16 protein-coding genes are annotated in these 17,406 nt (G+C 68.0%); 8 read left to right on the plus strand and 8 right to left on the minus strand.

The genetic code is table 11. The annotated features are described in order from the left end of the window. Positions 1 to 51: 51 nt before the first annotated feature. The 4 genes from treZ to CQY20_RS18215 are packed head-to-tail and all read right to left on the minus strand — an operon-like array spanning position 52 to position 8,426. The gene (gene treZ / locus CQY20_RS18200) at positions 52 to 1,782 is read right to left on the minus strand and encodes a malto-oligosyltrehalose trehalohydrolase (RefSeq protein WP_097941483.1); all 1,731 of its coding nucleotides are present in this window, start codon (positions 1,780 to 1,782) and stop codon (positions 52 to 54) included. Next, the gene (gene treY / locus CQY20_RS18205) at positions 1,775 to 4,072 is read right to left on the minus strand and encodes a malto-oligosyltrehalose synthase (protein WP_097941484.1); all 2,298 of its coding nucleotides are present in this window, start codon (positions 4,070 to 4,072) and stop codon (positions 1,775 to 1,777) included. Before treY ends, treZ begins: the two co-directional genes overlap by 8 nt. A gap of 3 nt (positions 4,073 to 4,075) precedes the next feature. After that, complete coding sequence (gene glgX, locus CQY20_RS18210) at positions 4,076 to 6,214, minus strand: glycogen debranching protein GlgX (protein WP_234816302.1); 2,139 nt, start codon at positions 6,212 to 6,214, stop codon at positions 4,076 to 4,078. 40 nt (positions 6,215 to 6,254) lie between these two features. After that, positions 6,255 to 8,426 (minus strand): acetyltransferase SucT, encoded by a 2,172-nt coding sequence (locus CQY20_RS18215; RefSeq protein ID WP_163700288.1) that lies wholly within the window; start codon positions 8,424 to 8,426, stop codon positions 6,255 to 6,257. Positions 8,427 to 8,533: 107 nt separating this feature from the next. Between CQY20_RS18215 and CQY20_RS18220 the strand changes: the two genes are divergently transcribed. The 4 genes from CQY20_RS18220 to CQY20_RS18235 are packed head-to-tail and all read left to right on the plus strand — an operon-like array spanning position 8,534 to position 12,212. Next, on the plus strand, positions 8,534 to 9,826 hold the full coding sequence (locus CQY20_RS18220; protein ID WP_097941486.1) for an adenosylmethionine--8-amino-7-oxononanoate transaminase: 1,293 nt from the start codon (positions 8,534 to 8,536) through the stop codon (positions 9,824 to 9,826). A gap of 34 nt (positions 9,827 to 9,860) precedes the next feature. Continuing rightward, positions 9,861 to 11,009, plus strand: a complete 1,149-nt coding sequence (locus tag CQY20_RS18225) for an 8-amino-7-oxononanoate synthase (protein WP_097941487.1) — start codon at positions 9,861 to 9,863, stop codon at positions 11,007 to 11,009. Next, positions 11,006 to 11,686 (plus strand): dethiobiotin synthase, encoded by a 681-nt coding sequence (gene bioD, locus CQY20_RS18230; protein ID WP_097941488.1) that lies wholly within the window; start codon positions 11,006 to 11,008, stop codon positions 11,684 to 11,686. The genes CQY20_RS18225 and bioD overlap by 4 nt, the downstream gene beginning before the upstream one ends. Before the next feature lies 1 nt (position 11,687). Continuing rightward, positions 11,688 to 12,212 carry a 2'-5' RNA ligase family protein gene (locus tag CQY20_RS18235; RefSeq protein WP_097941489.1) on the plus strand — a complete coding sequence of 175 codons (525 nt, stop codon included), beginning with the start codon at positions 11,688 to 11,690 and terminating at the stop codon, positions 12,210 to 12,212. A 6-nt stretch (positions 12,213 to 12,218) separates the two neighbouring features. On the opposite strand, the gene CQY20_RS18240 is transcribed toward CQY20_RS18235, so the two are convergent. Then, positions 12,219 to 12,554, minus strand: a complete 336-nt coding sequence (locus tag CQY20_RS18240; protein WP_097941490.1) for an MmcQ/YjbR family DNA-binding protein — start codon at positions 12,552 to 12,554, stop codon at positions 12,219 to 12,221. A 56-nt stretch (positions 12,555 to 12,610) separates the two neighbouring features. Here CQY20_RS18240 and CQY20_RS18245 point away from each other — a divergent pair, with 56 nt between their 5' ends. Beyond that, entirely contained in the window at positions 12,611 to 13,219 is a 609-nt protein-coding gene (locus CQY20_RS18245) for a hypothetical protein (RefSeq protein ID WP_097941491.1), read from the plus strand. Here CQY20_RS18245 and CQY20_RS18250 read toward each other — a convergent pair. Continuing rightward, positions 13,179 to 13,787 carry a TetR/AcrR family transcriptional regulator C-terminal domain-containing protein gene (locus CQY20_RS18250; protein WP_097941492.1) on the minus strand — a complete coding sequence of 203 codons (609 nt, stop codon included), beginning with the start codon at positions 13,785 to 13,787 and terminating at the stop codon, positions 13,179 to 13,181. The two genes, CQY20_RS18245 and CQY20_RS18250, sit on opposite strands and share 41 nt — an antisense overlap. A 49-nt stretch (positions 13,788 to 13,836) precedes the next feature. Between CQY20_RS18250 and bioB the strand changes: the two genes are divergently transcribed. From bioB to CQY20_RS18265, 3 genes are read left to right on the plus strand one after another with little or no spacing between them, the layout of a single operon-like run. Next, positions 13,837 to 14,832, plus strand: coding sequence for a biotin synthase BioB (gene bioB, locus CQY20_RS18255; RefSeq protein WP_097941493.1), 996 nt, complete (start codon positions 13,837 to 13,839; stop codon positions 14,830 to 14,832). Positions 14,833 to 14,846: 14 nt separating this feature from the next. Then, entirely contained in the window at positions 14,847 to 15,050 is a 204-nt protein-coding gene (gene bsaP / locus CQY20_RS18260) for a biotin synthase auxiliary protein BsaP (protein WP_097941494.1), read from the plus strand. Further along, positions 15,047 to 15,676, plus strand: a complete 630-nt coding sequence (locus CQY20_RS18265; RefSeq protein ID WP_097941495.1) for a DUF2567 domain-containing protein — start codon at positions 15,047 to 15,049, stop codon at positions 15,674 to 15,676. Before bsaP ends, CQY20_RS18265 begins: the two co-directional genes overlap by 4 nt. On the opposite strand, the gene CQY20_RS18270 is transcribed toward CQY20_RS18265, so the two are convergent. Next, a complete protein-coding gene (locus CQY20_RS18270) occupies positions 15,642 to 16,979 on the minus strand; it encodes a lipase family protein (RefSeq protein WP_097941496.1) in 1,338 nt (445 codons plus the stop codon). The genes CQY20_RS18265 and CQY20_RS18270 overlap by 35 nt on opposite strands. Before the next feature lie 52 nt (positions 16,980 to 17,031). Next, on the minus strand, positions 17,032 to 17,406 hold a 375-nt coding region (locus tag CQY20_RS18275), incomplete at its 5' end, for an NUDIX hydrolase (RefSeq protein ID WP_420093242.1).

Consider the following 17,406-nt stretch of genomic DNA (forward strand, 5'->3'; position numbering starts at 1 on the left):
AGAAGGGGCGGGCCCGTTGTCACTCATCCACAGCCGCGGCCCCGCTGTGGATCAGGAGTTGACTGCGCGCAGAATCGCGAAAGAATGCCCCTCCAGCCGCGTCGCGTCTCCGGACACGACCGGCTCGCCCCACGCCAGCACGACCTCGCCGCTCACCGGCACGGTCACCTCGTCGGCGTTGAGATTGCAGGCGATCGCCAGCGCCCCGCGGTGCATGACGATCCAGCGCTGTTCCTCGTCGTAGTCGATCTTCAGGTGGTCCAGCCACGGGTCGGCCATGTCGGGCTCGTTGCGCCGCAACGCCAGCAGCTCGCGGTAGGTGCGCAGCAGCCGCGCGTGGTCTCCGTCGTCGAGTTCGCCCCAGTTCAGCTTCGACCGCAGAAACGTCTCGGGATCCTGCGGATCGGGGATTGCGTCGGCGTCCCAACCGTGTTCGGCGAATTCCCGCTTGCGGCCCTCGGCTGTCGCCCTGGCCAGTTCGGGCTCGGGATGGCTGCTGAAGAACTGGAACGGACTCGACGATCCCCACTCTTCGCCCATGAACAGCATTGCCGTGTAAGGCGATCCGAGCGCGAGCGCGGCCTTCACCGCCAGCTGCCCGAAAGTCAGGTTCTGCGACGGGCGGTCGCCGACGGCGCGGTTGCCGACCTGGTCGTGGGTCAGCGTGTAGGCCAGCAGCCGGGTGGCCGGGATGGTCGCGGTGTCCAGCGGCCTGCCGTGGCGCCGGTGCCGAAACGACGAGTAGGTGCCCGCGTGGTAGTAGCCGTGTTTGAGGGTGTTCGCCAACGCCTCCAGCGATCCGAAATCGTCGTAGTAGCCTTGACGTTCGCCCGACACCGCGGCGTGAATCGCGTGATGGATGTCGTCGTCCCACTGCGCGGTCATCCCGTAGCCGCCGCGGTCACGCGGTGTGATCAGACGCGGGTCATTCTTGTCGCTTTCGGCGATCAACGACAGCGGCCGCCCCAATTGCTGCGCCAGCGCGTCGGTTTCGGTGGCCAGCTCTTCGAGTATGTGAATCGCGGTGGTGTCGACGAGCGCATGCACCGCATCAAGGCGCAGCCCGTCTGCGTGGAAGTCGCGCATCCATCGCAGCGCGCAGTCGATGATGTAGCGGCGCACCTCGTCGGCGTCCGCGTCGGCAATGTTGATCGACTCGCCCCACGGGTTGCTGCCCGTCGACAGATAGGGCCCGAACTTCGGCAGGTAGTTGCCTGACGGGCCGAGGTGGTTGAACACCGCGTCGATCAGCACGCCGAGGCCGCGGCGGTGACACGCGTCGATGAGCCGCACCAACCCGTCAGGCCCACCGTAGGGCTCGTGTACGGCGTACCAGAGCACGCCGTCATAGCCCCACCCGTGCGTGCCGCCGAAGGCGTTGACGGGCATCAGCTCGACGAAGTCGATGCCGAGATCGACGAGGTAGTCCAGCTTTTCGATCGCCGAGTCGAACGTCCCCTCCGGCGTGAACGTGCCGACATGGAGTTCATAGATGGCGCGCCCTTCGATCGACCGGCCGGGCCAGTCGTCGTCGGTCCATGCGCCAGGGTCAGGCTGCCACAGCTGGGAGCGCTCATGCACGCCATCGGGCTGGCGCGGCGAGCGTGGGTCGGGCAGCGCCTTCGCGTCGTCGTCGAGGATGAAGCCATACCGGGCATCGGGGCGCGCGTCGACGTCGGCGCTCCACCACCCGTCGTCGGATCGGGTCATCGGATACACCGTGCCGTCGACGTCCAACCGCACTTTCTGCGGTCGCGGCGCCCACACCTTGAACTCAGTCATGGACACGCTCCAGCAGGGCGACGGGAAGTTCGGCGAACAGTTCGGCGGCCGGCACCCGCCCGCTGAACTGCGCACCGGAGATGCGGTCTGTCCAGGTTCCAGAGGGCAGCGTCAACAGAGTGTCGCCCCAACCCGTTTCGGCCAGCCGGACCGAGTGGCGCGTCGCCGCGGTCAGCACATCCGAACCGCGAGCGAACGCCACGACATGCTCGGCCGCAGGGCCTTCGGGGAGGACGGGCGTGTGGCCGCCCGCGATAAACGTGTCCGGCTTCTCCCGACGCAGCCGCAGCGCGGCCGCCACGGCGCGCATCTTGGGCTCTCGTCCCGCGGTCAGGGCGTCACGGCGGGCCTGATAGTCCACCGGCCGACGGTTGTCCGGGTCGACAAGGCTGTCGTCGGCCAGTTCGGTGCCCTGGTAGATGTCGGGAACCCCGGGCGCGGTCAGCGCGATGAGCTTCTGGCCGAGGCTGTCGTTGCGGGCGTGTTCGTCGAGCCGACCCACCAGCGAGGTCAATTCGGTGGCGATCGGGCCGTCGATCAGCGTGTCGATCCAGCTGTGGACGGCGGATTCGAAGTCGCTGTCGGGCTCATTCCACGTGGTGTGCACGGCGGCTTCCCGTATCGCCTTCTCGGCGTAGGCATGCAGCCGCGAGCGCAGCTCGTCGGTGACCTTGCCGTCGAGCGGCCATACGCCGAAGATGTTCTGCCACAGGAATATTCCCGTCATCGGGTCCGGGGACGGGGTGCGCTTCTCCCATGCGTCGACGAACTCGGCCCACAGCGACGGAACCTGGGACAGCACCCCGATCCGCGCGCGGACGTCCTCACCGCGTTTGGTGTCGTGTGTGCTCAGCGCCGTCATCGCCTGCGGCCACAGCGCCGCGCGCACGGCGGCCCGCTGGTGGAACTCCGCCACGCTCACTCCGAAGCGGTCAGGCTCGCCGCCGACCTCGTTCAGCGACACCAGCCGGGCGTCGCGGTAGAACAGGCAGTCCTCCATGGACTTCGCGGTCGCGGCGCCGCACAACTGCTGCAGACGAACACCGGCGGCGCGGTCCTTCGCCACCGCGGTGGACACCACCGCCAGCGGTTCGGCCAGGTCCGGCTGCTCGGCGACGGTCTCCGCCAGCGCGACCGGCAGCACCGAGGACAGGTTGAGGTAGTCCGACCGGTACACCTTGACCCGGCTCAGCAGCGCACCCACCGCGTCAGGCAGCCGTGGATCGTCGAAACCCGTTGCGGCGGTGACGGTTCGGCACAGCCGCTTCAGCTCGCTGGCCAGCGTGTCGGTGACGGCATGCACCTTGAGGCTGCGGGCCAGCTCGGGCATCGCGTGGTAGTCGGTGCCGCTCGAGTTGACGAGTTCGGTGAGCGGGCCCGCACCGCTCTGGTCGATGAACACGCCGCCGATTTCGCGCAGCGCGTCGTAGCCGGTGGTGCCCGCGACCGGCAGGGTCGGGTCGAGCGGTTCGTCGACGGCGAGGATCTTCTCGATCACGATCCAGGCGTCGGGCCCGGTGATCTCGCGCAGCCACGTCAGATAGCCCGCCGGGTCGGACAACCCGTCGGGGTGGTCGATGCGCACGCCGTCGACAAGGCCCTCGTCGAACCAGCGCTTCACCTCGACGTGGGTAGCGTCGAACACCGCGCGGTCCTCCTGTCGCAGGCCGGCCAGCGACGTGATCGAGAAGAACCGCCGATATCCGCAGACGCCGTTGCGCCAGCCGATCAGCCGGTAGTGCTGCCGGTCGTGCACGTCGCGGCCGGTGCCCGACCCCGTTCCCGGCGCGACGGGATAGGCGAGGTCGCCGAGCCGCAACACCGGTTCGGCCCCGCTGCCGTCGACCACGAGGTCGTCGACGTCGTCGTCGGATCCGAGGACCGGCAACACGATTCGGCCGCCGTCCAGATCCCAGTCGATGTCGAAGTACGACGCGTAGGCCGAGTCGCGGCCGTGTTTGAGGACGTCCCACCACCACGGGTTCTGCTCGGGCTGGTCGACACCGACGTGGTTGGGGACGATGTCGACGATCAGACCCATGCCGAGGTCGCGGGCCGCCGCCGACAGCTGGGCCAGCCCCTCGGCGCCGCCCAAATCTGGCGACACCGCTGTGGGATCGGTGACGTCATAGCCGTGCGTGGAACCGCGCACCGCCGTCAGGATCGGCGACAGGTAGAGGTGTGAGACCCCGAGGTCGGCCAGGTAGGGAAGTAGCTTCTCGGCGTCGGCGAACGTGAAGCAGTCGCCGCGCATCTGCAGTCGATAGGTCGACAGTACGGGTAAAGGCATGTGTCAGGCGGTCTTTCGCAGCACCAGCAGGGAACGGGGCTGCAGCGAGATCTTCTCGCCCGCGGCGACGACGAGGTCGGTTTCGCCCCTCGGGTCGGCAGTGTCGAGGTCGGCGGTCCACTCCCTGGCGTAATCGTCGCGCGGTGTGACGAAGTCCTGGACGTGGTCGTGCGCGTTGAAGCACAGCAGGAAGGAGTCATCGACGACGCGCTGGCCGCGGGCGTCGGGCGTCGGGATGGCCTCGCCGTTGAGGAACACCGCCACACACTTACCCAGGCCGGTGTTCCAGTCCTCGGGTGTCATCTCGATGCCGGCGGGCGTCAGCCAGGCGATGTCGCGGACCTGGTCGCCGGAGCGGATCGGTTTCCCCTCGAAGAACCGGCGGCGACGAAACACCGGGTGGTTCTTGCGCAACTCGGTGACCTTGCGGGTGAACGCCAACTGGTCGGCGTTCTTCTCGCACAGCGTCCAGTCCATCCAGGACAGCTCCGAGTCCTGGCAGTAGACGTTGTTGTTGCCCAGCTGGGTGCGCCCGATCTCGTCGCCGTGCGACAGCATCGGAGTGCCCTGCGACAGCATCAGCGTGCCCATGATGTTGCGCATCTGCTTGGCCCGCAGCGCCAGGATGTCCGGGTCGTCGGTCGGCCCCTCGACACCGCAGTTCCAGGACCGGTTGTGGCTCTCGCCGTCGCGGTTGTCCTCGCCATTGGCCTCGTTGTGTTTCTCGTTGTAGGACACGAGGTCGTTCAGCGTGAAGCCGTCGTGGCAGGTCACGAAGTTGATGCTCGCGCTGGGCCGCCGGCCGGTGGCCTCATAGAGGTCCGACGAGCCGGTCAGCCGGGAGGCGAATTCGCCGAGGGTCGCGGGTCCTCCCCGCCAGTAATCACGCACAGTGTCGCGATACTTCCCGTTCCACTCGGTCCACAAACCTGGGAAGTTGCCGACCTGATAGCCGCCTTCGCCGATGTCCCACGGCTCGGCGATCAACTTGACCTGGCTGACCACCGGGTCCTGCTGAACCAGGTCGAAGAACGCGCTCAGCCGGTTGACGTCGTAGAACTCGCGAGCCAGCGTCGCGGCCAGGTCGAACCGGAACCCGTCGACGTGCATCTCCAGGACCCAGTAGCGCAGCGAGTCCATGATCAGCTGCAGCGTGTGCGGGTGCCGCGCGTTGAGGCTGTTGCCGGTGCCGGTGAAGTCCTTGTAGAACCGCAGGTCGGTGTCGAGCAGGCGGTAGTAGGCGGCGTTGTCGATGCCGCGGAAGTTGATCGTCGGGCCGAGGTGGTTGCCTTCGGCGGTGTGGTTGTAGACGACGTCGAGGATGACTTCGATACCCGCCTCGTGGAATGTCCGCACCATGGTCTTGAACTCGGCGACCGCCCCGCCCGCGTGCCGGTTCGACGAGTACTGGTGGTGCGGTGCGAAGAACCCGAAAGTGTTGTAGCCCCAGTAGTTTCGCAAACCGAGTTCGAGGAGTCGGTGGTCGTGCATGAACTGGTGCACCGGCATCAGTTCGATCGCGGTGACGTTGAGCGACTTGAGGTGCTCGATGATGGCCGGGTGCGTCAGGCCCGCGTAGGTGCCGCGCTGGTCCTCGGGGACGGCTGGATGCGTCTGGGTCATGCCCTTGACGTGGGCCTCGTAGATGACGGTCTCGTGGTACGGAGTGCGCGGGGCGCGGTCGGTGCCCCAGTCGAAGTACGGGTTGATGACGACGCTGGTCATGGTGTGGCCGAGCGAGTCGATCATCGGCGGAACGCCGGTGTCGGCCGGATCCTTCTTGGCCGCCTCCAGGTCGTAGGAGAACAGCGCCTGGGTGAACTCGAAGTCGCCGTGGAAGGACTTGCCGTAGGGGTCGAGCAGCAGCTTGCTCGGATCGCATCGCTGCCCGGCCGAGGGATCCCACGGCCCGTGGACCCGGTAGCCGTAGCGCTGGCCCGGCGTCACCGTCGGCAGGTACGCATGCCAGACGAAGCCGTCGACCTCTTCGATGTTGATGCGTTCCTCGCTGCCGTCCTTGGCGATCAGGCAGAGTTCGACCTTCTCGGCGACCTCGGAGAACAGCGAGAAGTTGGTGCCCGCGCCGTCGTAGGTGGCGCCGAGCGGATACGGCGAACCGGGCCACACCGTCGTGATCGACATCATTTGACCTTATCGGCGCTCATGGTTCGTCGCTCGACTGTCACCACCAGTGCGTGGCGATGCCGATTTGGCGGCCGAGTTCGCCGGTCATGGTGCGCATGTACGTCTTCGATATGTGGTGAGAGTCGTGATATATCAGGACATTTCCCTCGACGGCACGGCACACGTCCGTGCGGCACACGGCATCGCTCATGTCCAGCGGCTTCAGCAGCGGGAAGCGATTCAGCCATGCCAGCGTGGGGTTGGTGTCGGAGAGCACATCGCGACGTCTGATGCCGCATGAGATCGCGTTGCCGCCGTCGGCCAGGCAGTCCGCCGGGAAGAACGGCTTGCCCCTGCGCACCAGCCATGGCGTGTCGCGCATGGCCAGGACCGGAATATTGTTGGCCGACAACGTTTCCCAGATCCCGACATAGGTGCCCGGCATGACATCGCCCGCCTTGATGTTCCAGGGCCGGGTGGCGGTGGTGAACACGTAATCGGGGCGATCGGCGATGATCTTCTTCATCACCCGCTCGTTCCAGGTGTGACACTTCGGGTAGGGCCGGTTGTCGCCCATCACCAGCGGCACTTCCTCGGTGGTCAGCGGGCAGCCCATCTTCAGATAGGTGACCACCTTGAAGTGGTACATCTTGCCCAGCAGATCCAATGCGGTGATCCAATGCTCGGCGTGCGATCCGCCGGCCAGCGCGATGACGCGGGACGCCGATTCGTCGCCGTAGGCGCAGTTGATGACGCCGACATTGTCGAAGTCACTGATGCAGCCGTCCACCGTGGTTTCGGGAAGGTCCTCCTTGGCCTCCAGCACTGTGGGCCGCATCGGGGCGTCAGGCACGGGCGCGTTGTCGAGCAGCACGTGCGCGCCGGGATAGTCCAGCGACTGCAGCGCGGTCAGGTTCTCCGCGTTGGCGCTCTGCAGCAGGATGTGCTCGCGCCAGCCGAATGACGTCGCGGTCAGCGCCACACCTAGCACGGCCACCACGGCCCCCAGCCGCACCGTCGGCCTGCGCAGCCGGGTGCGCAGCGGCATCTTCACCGACGGGCCGATGTCGAGGGGGGCGCTGCGATACCGCAGCGGGTTCTCGACGTAGCGGGTGGTCAGATACGCCAGCACGATGGACACTGCCAGCACGCCCGCCCCGTCGAGGAAACCGGCGCTGTGGCGGTCGGCGTAGACGAGCCAGAAGATGAGCAGCGGCCAGTGCCACAGATACAGGGAGTAGGCGATCGAACCCAGCCACACGAACGGCTTGGTCGCCAGCAGCCGGTTCGGCAGCGGCAGCTTGCCGCGGGTGTGCGGGTCGGCGAAGCGGTTGGCGCCCGTCAGGATGAACAGCATGGTGGCGCCGACGGGTACCAGCGCCCACGGTCCCGGGAATTCCTTGACGCCGTCGATGAGCGCGCCGCAGGATAGAATCGCGGCGAGCGCGGCCACCGCGACCGTCGTGCGCAGCCACATCGGCCAGCGGATGAAGCCGACCGCCGCACCGACCAGCGCGCCGAGCAGCAACTCCCAGCCGCGCGCGAAGCTGTTGTAGTAGGCCGTCGCCTGGTCGGCGTTGTGAGCAAAGATCGCGTAGACGAACGACGCAATGGTCAGCCCGCACAGCAGCACGACGAGCGACGCGCGCATGTACCGGCCGAGGACGCGACGGAACAGCAGCGCGAATCCGAAGATCAACGCGAGAAACGCGATGTAGAACTGTCCTTGGACCGACATCGACCAGATGTGCTGCAGCGGGCTGACTGTTTCGCCGGCGCGAAGATAGTCCGCCGCGGTGTTGGCCAGTTCCCAGTTCTGGAAGTAGCCGAGGCTGGCCAGGCTCTGGTCGGCAAACGTCTCCCAGCGCGTTTCCGGCTGCACCAGGATGGTCAGCACGGCCGCCGCGGCCAGCACCACCACCAGCGCGGGCAGCAGTCGGCGGACCAACCGCATCACTTCGGGAACCGGCCACAGGGAGGCGCCCGGCGTCAGCGCGGTGCGCAGCAGGCGGCCCCCGAAGAAGAAGCCCGACAAAGCCAGAAAGACGTCGACGCCCCCTGAGACGCGACCGAACCAGATGTGAAAGGCCGCGACGAGCGCGATGGCGATACCGCGGAGGCCATCCAGATCGTGGCGGTAGAAGCCAGACTTGCGGTCGGACGCAGACAATCCTGAAACAGGCTCACCTGCGGTGCCCACCGCCGGCCGGGGAGGGGCGAGGGTCATCATGGTCGCGGGACAATCTACCGAAGATCACTGTGCGGCTCATGTCATACATACCGCACGGTGTTCTTGCAGCAAAGGGACTCACCGCCGAGGGATTAGGCTCGGTGCCCATGCCCGCGTTGACGCCAGCCGAGATCAGCGCCATCGATGCCGCCCACGTCTGGCATCCCTACAGCACGATCGGTGCCGAGGCGATGGCGCCGGTGGTGGCCGTGGGAGCAAGCGGCGCCCGGCTCACGGTGATCAACGAGGGTCGGCGTGTCGATGTGCTCGACGCGATGAGTTCATGGTGGACCGCCATTCACGGCCATGGCCATCCATCACTGGACTACGCCATCGCCTCTCAGCTGTCGCGGATGAACCACGTCATGTTCGGCGGCTTGACCCATGAGCCGGCCGCGCGGCTGGCCCAGCTTCTGGTGGAGATCACGCCCGCCGGTCTGGACACCGTCTTCTTCAGCGACTCGGGCTCGGTCTCGGTGGAGGTCGCGGTGAAGATGGCGCTGCAGTACTGGCGCAGCCTCGGCCGGCCCGCCAAGCACCGGCTGATGACGTGGCGCGGCGGCTATCACGGCGACACCTTCACGCCGATGAGCGTGTGCGACCCCGAAGGCGGGATGCACTCGCTGTGGACCGACGTGTTGGCCAAGCAGGTCTTCGCCCCGCAGGTGCCCGCCGCATACGACGGCGGCTACAGCGCGGCGTTCGAGAAAAAGCTCACCGAGCACGCCGACGAGCTCGCCGCCGTCATCGTCGAACCCGTCGTTCAGGGGGCGGGCGGCATGCGGTTCCACGACCCGCGATACCTGACCGACCTGCGCGACATCTGCAACCGCCACGGCGTGCTGCTCATCTTCGACGAGATCGCCACCGGCTTCGGCCGCACCGGTGAGCTGTTCGCCGCCGACCACGTCGGCGTCAGCCCGGACATCATGTGCGTCGGCAAGGCGCTCACCGGCGGCTACATCACCCTGGCGGCCACGCTGTGCAGCAGCGAGATCGCCCACACGATCAGCACCCACGATCCCGGCGCGCTGATGCACGGACCGACGTTCATGGCCAATGCGCTGGCGTGCTCGGTGGCGGTGGCCTCGACCGAACTGCTGCTCGGCCAGGACTGGCGCGCGCGGGTGCGCCAGATCGAGGCGGGCCTACGCGCCGGCCTCCAACCCGCCCGGGACCTTGCCGGCGTGGCCGATGTGCGGGTGCTCGGCGGCATCGGCGTCATCGAGATGGCCCGGCCCGTCGACGTTCCTGTGGCGACCAGGGTCGCGCTCGAGCAAGGCATCTGGCTGCGGCCGTTCCGCAACCTGGTGTACGCCATGCCGCCCTATATCTGCACGCCCGAGGAGATCGACTCGATCACCTCCGCTATGGTCACCGTCGCCCGTGCACTAACCTGAACGGTGTTCAATTGGCGCTAGCCTAGGGAGCACTATGACGCGGGTAGAGGCATCGCCGCTGGCCTGGCTCGACGACGTCGAGCGGGAGCGGCGCGCCGCCGGGCTGCGCCGGTCGCTGCGGCCACGCCCGCCGGTGGGCGCCGAACTCGACCTGGCGTCCAACGACTACCTCGGCCTGTCGCAGCACCCCGACGTCATCGAAGGCGGCGTCGAAGCGCTGCGCACGTGGGGCGCCGGATCGTCGGGTTCACGGCTGGTGACCGGCAACACCGAACTGCATGAGGCCTTCGAGTCCGCGCTCGCCGACTTCGTCGGTGCCGAGTCCGCGCTGGTGTTCTCCTCGGGATACACCGCCAACCTCGGCGCGGTGGTCGCCCTGTCGGGCCCGGGCACGCTTCTGGTGTCGGACGCACTGACCCACGCCTCGCTGATCGACGCGTGCCGGTTGTCGCGGGCCCGGGTGGCCGTGACGCCGCACTGCGACGTGGCCGCCGTCGAACGGGAACTCGCCTCGCGCGAGGAGCAGCGTGCGGTGGTGATCACCGAGTCGGTGTTCAGCGCCGACGGCGACCTCGCGCCGCTGCGCCAACTGCACGACGTCTGCCGCAGGCACGGCGCGCTGCTGATCGTCGACGAGGCGCACGGGTTCGGCGTGCGGGGCGCCGGCGGCCGCGGCCTGCTCGAGGAGGCCGGACTGGCCGGTGCGCCCGACGTGGTGATGACGGTGACGATGTCGAAGGCGTTGGGCAGCCAGGGCGGCGCGGTGCTCGGGCCCGTTGCCGTGCGCGACCATCTGATCGATGCCGCGCGGCCGTTCATCTTCGACACGGGCCTGGCGCCTGCCGCGGTCGGCGGGGCGTGGGCGGCGCTGCGGGTGTTGCAGGCCGAACCGTGGCGGGCCCGCGACGTGCTGGCTTATGCCGCGGAATTGGCCAGCGTGTGCGATGTCGCCGAAAAGCCGGAATCCGCAGTCGTTTCCGTCGTTCTCGGGGAGCCCGAAGTGGCGCTGGCAGCAGCGGCGGCGTGCCTGGACAGCGGGGTGCGGGTGGGGTGCTTCCGGCCGCCGACGGTGCCTGCGGGTACGTCACGGCTGCGGTTGACGGCACGGGCGTCGCTGTCTGAGGACGAGATGACCCTGGCGCGCGCGGTGCTCTCGGAAGTGCTGTCGACAGCGCGCACATGAGCGTTCTGGTCGTCACGGGCACCGACACCGGCGTCGGGAAGACGGTGGCGACCGCGGCGCTGGCCTGCCACGCCCGGCTGGCCGGGCGCAAGGTCGCGGTGTGCAAGCCGGTGCAGACCGGCACCGCGCACGGCGACGACGACCTCGCCGAGATCGGAAGGCTGTCCGGTGTCGCCGAATTACATGGCTTGGCAAGGCTTCCCGAGCCGCTGGCGCCCGTGGCCGCCGCACAGCGAGCCGGGACGCGACTGCCGACCCGCGACGCCTTGACGGCGATGGTCGCCGAAGTGGATCGGCCCGGGCAGCTGACCCTGGTGGAAGGCGCGGGTGGTCTGCTCGTCGAAATCGGCGATGGCGGAACCACGCTGCGCGATGTGGCGGCCGACCTGGCCGCGCCGGTGCTGGTGGTGGCAAGGGCCGGTCTCGGCACCTTGAACCACACCGCGCTGACGCTGGAAGCCCTTGCCGCGCGCGATGTTCGGTGCGCGGGCCTGGTCGTCGGTGCGTGGCCCGATGCACCGGGCATTGCCGAGACCGACAACCGCGACGTGTTGTCGGCGATGGCGCCGCTGCGCGCGGTGCTGCCCGACGGCGCGGCGGCCCTAGACCGGTTGGCATTCGAATCAATGAGTAAGGCCGCGTTCGACCCGAGGTGGGTCGCGTCGTTGGTGGGTTGACATGGTGCACAGCATCGAGTTGCTTTTCGACTCCGAGACCGAGTCGGCGGTGCGGCGACTCTGGGATGACCTGAGCGACGCGGGCATTCGCAGCCTGGCCGCCTCGCAATCGCCGAGCAATCGACCGCACGTGACGCTGGCGGTCGCCGAGCACATGGACGACGCGGTCGGCGACGCGCTTCGGCCGCTGCTCGGTGCGCTGCCCTTGGCGTGCACACTGGGCGCCCCCATGGTGTTCGGCCGCGGCCCGTTCGTCCTGGTGCGGCTGCTGATTCCGTCGGCCGAACTTCTTGCGCTGCAAGCCAAGGTGCACGAAGCGGCTCTGCCCCATATGTCGCCAGGCCCGATGCCGAACGCCGATCCGGGCAGGTGGACGCCGCATGTCACGCTTGCGCGGAGGTTGCCGCCGAACAAGTTAGCCGATGCGCTGTCGCTGCGCCGGATGTCGCGTGATCGACGATGCACGGCCGTCGGGATTCGGCACTGGGACGGAAACAAGCGCATCGAGCACCCGATCCTGGCGTGAAGTAGCTCAATCGATGCTTGCCGCAACGCTTTTCGGCACGCACATGCGCCATCCGTCGACCACCAGTTCGCGCAGTTCGTCGACGTCGATCGCGTCGGCGCGAACGTGGATCCAGTTGTAACGCATGTCCGATTGGCGTGGCAGCATGAACTTCTCCGGCTCGGCGGCCACCATTGCCGCCCGCTCCTCTTTCGGGAAGGCGACGCCCATCACCGTCTCGTCGCGTGAGAACGCGACAAACACGATCCGCCCGACGCGGAACTTGACCTGATCGCGCACGACGACCTCGTATGACCGCGGCAGCGTCGCGGTGATGCGCCGCACGTCATCGACGGTGATCACATTCGTACCCTAAAGCCCTCTCGATTTGTCAGACAGATCGATTTATCGTGACCCGTATGTCTGCAGGGGGTGTTTTCGTCAGACTGACCAGTTCGATCGGCGCCGCGGCAGCGGTCGCGTTGTGGGGGACTCAACCCGGTGTTGCGGGGGCCGTGCCGGATCTCGATACCTATCCGGGCGGGCCCACGCGAACGGTGATCATCCCGGATCCGAAGCTCACCGGCGGCGTCGAAGTTCTGCGGGCGGAGCTGCCCGAACAGTGGGCAATCCTGGAGGACAGCGAGGCTCCGGCGACGCGGGGCTTCCTCGGCTATCCGGCCGGCGGCAGCAGCGACCTTCCGCTGCGGTTCGACGTCGCATTCGAGGGCACGATCGAGGATCTGAAGCCCCCGATCGAGACGGGCTGCTATCACCACGGTGATCCGCCGTATCCGGCCGCCAGCATCGAAGACGTCACGGCGAAAACCGGTGACGGCACGGGCTTTCGGAAGATGGGCGACCGCATCGCCGAATACCGGGTGTGGCAGGCGAACTGCCCGCAAGAAGGTATCAATCCGCAAGTCCGCGCGGCCTGGCTGCTGCCGGAGGACGATATCGCGATCTACCAGCAGTGGCCGACCAAGTTCAACGACGCGATCGTGGCGAGTATGCAGCCGCTGCGCTGAGCGTTTCGGTGGCGCCGATGCCGTTGATGAGCAGGTCGAGTCCGAAGCCGAATCGCTCGCCAGCGTCGTCGGTCAACGCCGACTGTTCGTCGGGCAGTTCGGCGCCCGCGGCGTCCCACTGCAGCCGGGACTGCTCGTCGGCGGTGAACCCGAGCACGTAGTAGACCACGGTGCGGGCGGCCAACTCGGCGTGGCCGGCCGCCACTCCTGCATCCGCAGCGGCTGAGCTCAGCCCGGCCACGATGCGCGTCATCGCCTCCGACTGACCCGCCGCGAAACTGGCCGAGACCAACTCGGCGCCGTCGGTGTGCGACAGCAGCGCGTCCCGCAGCCGCGTGCAGACCCCGACGATGCGGTCGCGCCAATCCCCGGGTTCGTCGGCGACGGGCTGGAGGATGCGGTCGGCGACCGCGCCGAGCAACTCCTGCTTGTTGGCGAAATGCCAGTACAGGGCGCCGGGGGAGACGTTCAGCTCGCGGGCGAGCCTGCGCATCGTCAAGTCGGCGATGCCGTAGTTGTCCAGGATCGCCGTCGCCGCATCGACCAGGTCGCGTTTGTGCAGTTGCACGTCGCTACCATAACCTGAACGGTGTTCAAGTATGCGCAAAGGAGTCCCCTTGACTGACATCCTGACCGAGGCCCGCGAGCAGGTACTCGAGCGCGGCGAGGGCCTGACGCAGGATCAGGTGCTGGCCGTGCTGCAGCTGCCCGATGACCGCCTCGACGAGCTGCTGGCGTTGGCGCACGAGGTCCGGATGCGGTGGTGCGGCCCGGAGGTCGAGGTCGAGGGCATCATCAGCCTGAAGACCGGCGGCTGCCCGGAGGACTGCCACTTCTGTTCACAGTCAGGGCTTTTCGCGTCGCCGGTGCGCAGCGCGTGGCTCGACATCCCCAGCCTGGTGGAGGCCGCCAAGCAGACGGCGAAGACCGGCGCGACCGAATTCTGCATCGTCGCCGCCGTGCGCGGACCCGACGAGCGTCTGCTGGCCCAGGTGGCCGCGGGCATCGAGGCGATCCGCAACGAGGTCGACATCCAGATCGCCTGCTCGCTCGGCATGCTGACCCAGGAGCAGGTCGAGCAACTCTCGGCGATGGGGGTGCACCGCTACAACCACAACCTCGAGACAGCCAGGTCGTTCTTCCCGCAGGTGGTCACCACGCACACTTGGGTAGAGCGCTGGGACACGCTGCTGATGGTCCGCGACGCCGGCATGGAGGTCTGCTGCGGCGGCATCCTCGGCATGGGCGAGACGCTCGAGCAGCGCGCCGAGTTCGCGGCCAACCTCGCCGAGCTGCAGCCGCACGAGGTTCCGCTGAACTTTCTCAACCCGCGCCCCGGCACGCCGTTCGGCGATCTGGACGTGCTGCCCGCGTCGGAGGCGCTCAAGGCCGTCGCGGCGTTCCGGCTGGCGCTGCCCCGCACGATGCTGCGGTTCGCGGGCGGCCGCGAGATCACGCTCGGCGACCTCGGCGCCAAGCAGGGCATCCTGGGCGGCATCAACGCCGTCATCGTCGGCAACTACCTCACGACGCTGGGCCGTCCGGCCGAAGCCGATCTGGAACTGCTCGACGACCTTCAGATGCCGATCAAGGCCCTCAACGCCACCATCTAGCGGTGCTTGCTGCAATGGGGACCGCCAAGTTCAACGTCTACACTGGCGAACCCGCAGGCGGCGACGTGCCAACCGCGGCTCAGCTGGGGCTCGAGCCGCCGCGGTTCTGCGCCGAGTGCGGCAGGCGGATGGTCGTGCAGGTGCGTCCCGACGGGTGGTCGGCCAAGTGCTCACGGCACGGCGTACAGGACTCGAAGGACCTTGAGGACAAGCGATGAATGGGGTTGCACCACCGCGGATCTCGCGTGAACGAGCCGCCGTCACCGTGGTGGTGGGGCTGGCGCTTGCCGGCGCATTCGTCGGGGCGTTGTGGGCATGGATCGCGCCGCCGATTCACGGCGTGATCGCGCTGAGCAGAAGCGGCGACCGGGTGCACGCCTACCTCGGCAACGAGGCCGACAACTTCTTCACCTCGGCATTCCTGCTCGTCGGCATGGTGGTGGCGATGGCCGTCGTGGCCGCGGTCCTGGTGTGGCAGTGGCGGGCTCATCGCGGCCCGGTGCTGGCCGCTGCGCTGGCGATCGGTTCCGCAGCCGCCGCGGGCGCGGCCGCGGGTGTCGGGGCGCTGATCGTGCGGGGGCGCTACGACGTCATCGACATCGCGGGCGCACCCATCTCACCCGAGCACCGCGTGCACTACGTGACGGAGGCGCCGCCGGTGTTCTTCGCGCACAGCCCGTTGCTCATCGCGACGACGCTCCTGTTCCCCGCGGCGATGGCGGCCCTGGTGTACGCGCTGATCGCGGTGTCGACCGCTCGCGACGACCTCGGTGGCTGGCCCCCGGTGGAACCGGTGGCGCCCGAACCGGTCACAGTGGACGGCGCTCTACCGTCCGCCCCGTGACGACTTTCGCCGCTATACGCAACAACCGGGTCATCCCCGCGTAGGTCACCGGGTTCAGCAGCGTCGGCCACTTGGTCCGAACCAGGTGCTCGCTCAACGGTTTTCCTGCGAACCGGTCGCTGAGCCAGCGCAACGCCATCGGTGAGGACATCGGGTGCAGCAACATGTGTTCGCTGAACAGATCGCGGTGATAGGTGACCGCCGCGCCGCCGGACTGATAGTTCTCCGCCAGCTCGTCGATGTCGTCGACCGACACGATGCGGTCATGCACGGCCTGCACGAGCAGCACCGGCGGTGTCGGCACGGCGGTGCCGAGCCTGATGCTCTCGAACACGTGCTGCACCTCGGGCAGATCGAGGATCTCGTCGAGTGGCCGGTCGACGAGCTTGCCCATGTCCATGCCGATCAGCCGCAGCACGGCATGTGCGGTGGTCATCTTCTCGACGCGCTTCAGCATCGCCTTGCCCGTCTCGGTGGCGTGCTCCTGGATCACTCGGTCCAGGTCCGGATACACATGCGACAGCGCGGCCACCACCATCGCGGGCAGCCCCGCGTACAGGCTGCCGTTGAGGCGGCGGAACGCATGGCCCAGGTCGGCGACCGGGGAGCCGAGCACGGCGCCGACGATGTTGAGCTCTGGGGCGTAGGAGCCGGCCAGTTCGGCCGCCCAGGCCGTCGCCAGACCGCCGCCGGAGTAGCCCCACAAGCCGATCGGCGCGTCCGCGGACAGCTTGAGCCGCTCCGTGCCGAGCGCGGCGCGCAGGCCGTCGAGGATGCGGTAGCCCGGCTCGTAGGGCGTGCCCCAGATGCCCTTGGCGCCCTCGTGGTCGGGCACCGAGACCGCCCAGCCCTCGGCGAGGGCCGCGGCGATGAGAAAGAACTCGAACTGCGCGAGCGCCCCGGTGGCGTGCGCGTATCGGCGCAGCGCGTAGGACGGGAAGCAGCGTGACGTCACGGCGTCGATGGCGCACTGGTAGGACAGCACCGGGCATACCTGCCCGGGCACCCGCTCGGTGGGCCTGATCACCGTGGTGACCGTGGCCTCCGGCTCACCGTTCATGTCGGTGGTGCGATACAGCAGCTGGGTGGCGGTGAACTTCTGCGGGATCAGCCCGAGAAAGGCCACCTCGACGTCGCGGCTGCGCAGCACGGTGCCGGGCGCGGCGTGCTGAAAGCCCTGCGGAGGGACGTAGAAGGGATCCTTGGCGGGCACCTTCGGCCGCACACCGCGCTGAAGTTCCTCGTGCGGGACGGTGCCGATCCATTCGGCGCCGGTGACGGGTACGGCACTGCCCAAGTCCATCCGCACATTCTTACTTAAGAAAGCTTTAAGAATCCAGTCGCCGCGTCGAAGGCTAACCGGGCGGGCGCAGGGCGGCGAACTCGTCGGTGACGCGGTAAGCCGACTCCGTGAAGCGATACAACGCCGCCGGGCGCCCTCCGCTGCGGCCCGACCGCGCGGTGGTGCCCGTCGGGACGATGACTCCGCGACGGGCCAGCACCCGCTGCAGGTTCGTGGCGTCGACCTGATAGCCCAGCGCCGCGCAGTAGATGTCGCGCAGCGTTGAAAGCGCGAATTCCCTAGGCGCCAAGGCAAATCCGATGTTCGTGTACGACATCTTCGCGACCAGACGGGTGCGCGCGTTCTCCACCATCAGCCCATGGTCGAACGCCATCGGCGGCAGCGCGCTCACCGGATGCCAGCGGGTGTCGGGCGGTAACTCGGGGGT

This window comes from Mycolicibacterium agri (genome assembly GCF_002553505.1).
GTDB classification, from domain to species: Bacteria; Actinomycetota; Actinomycetes; order Mycobacteriales; family Mycobacteriaceae; genus Mycobacterium; species Mycobacterium agri.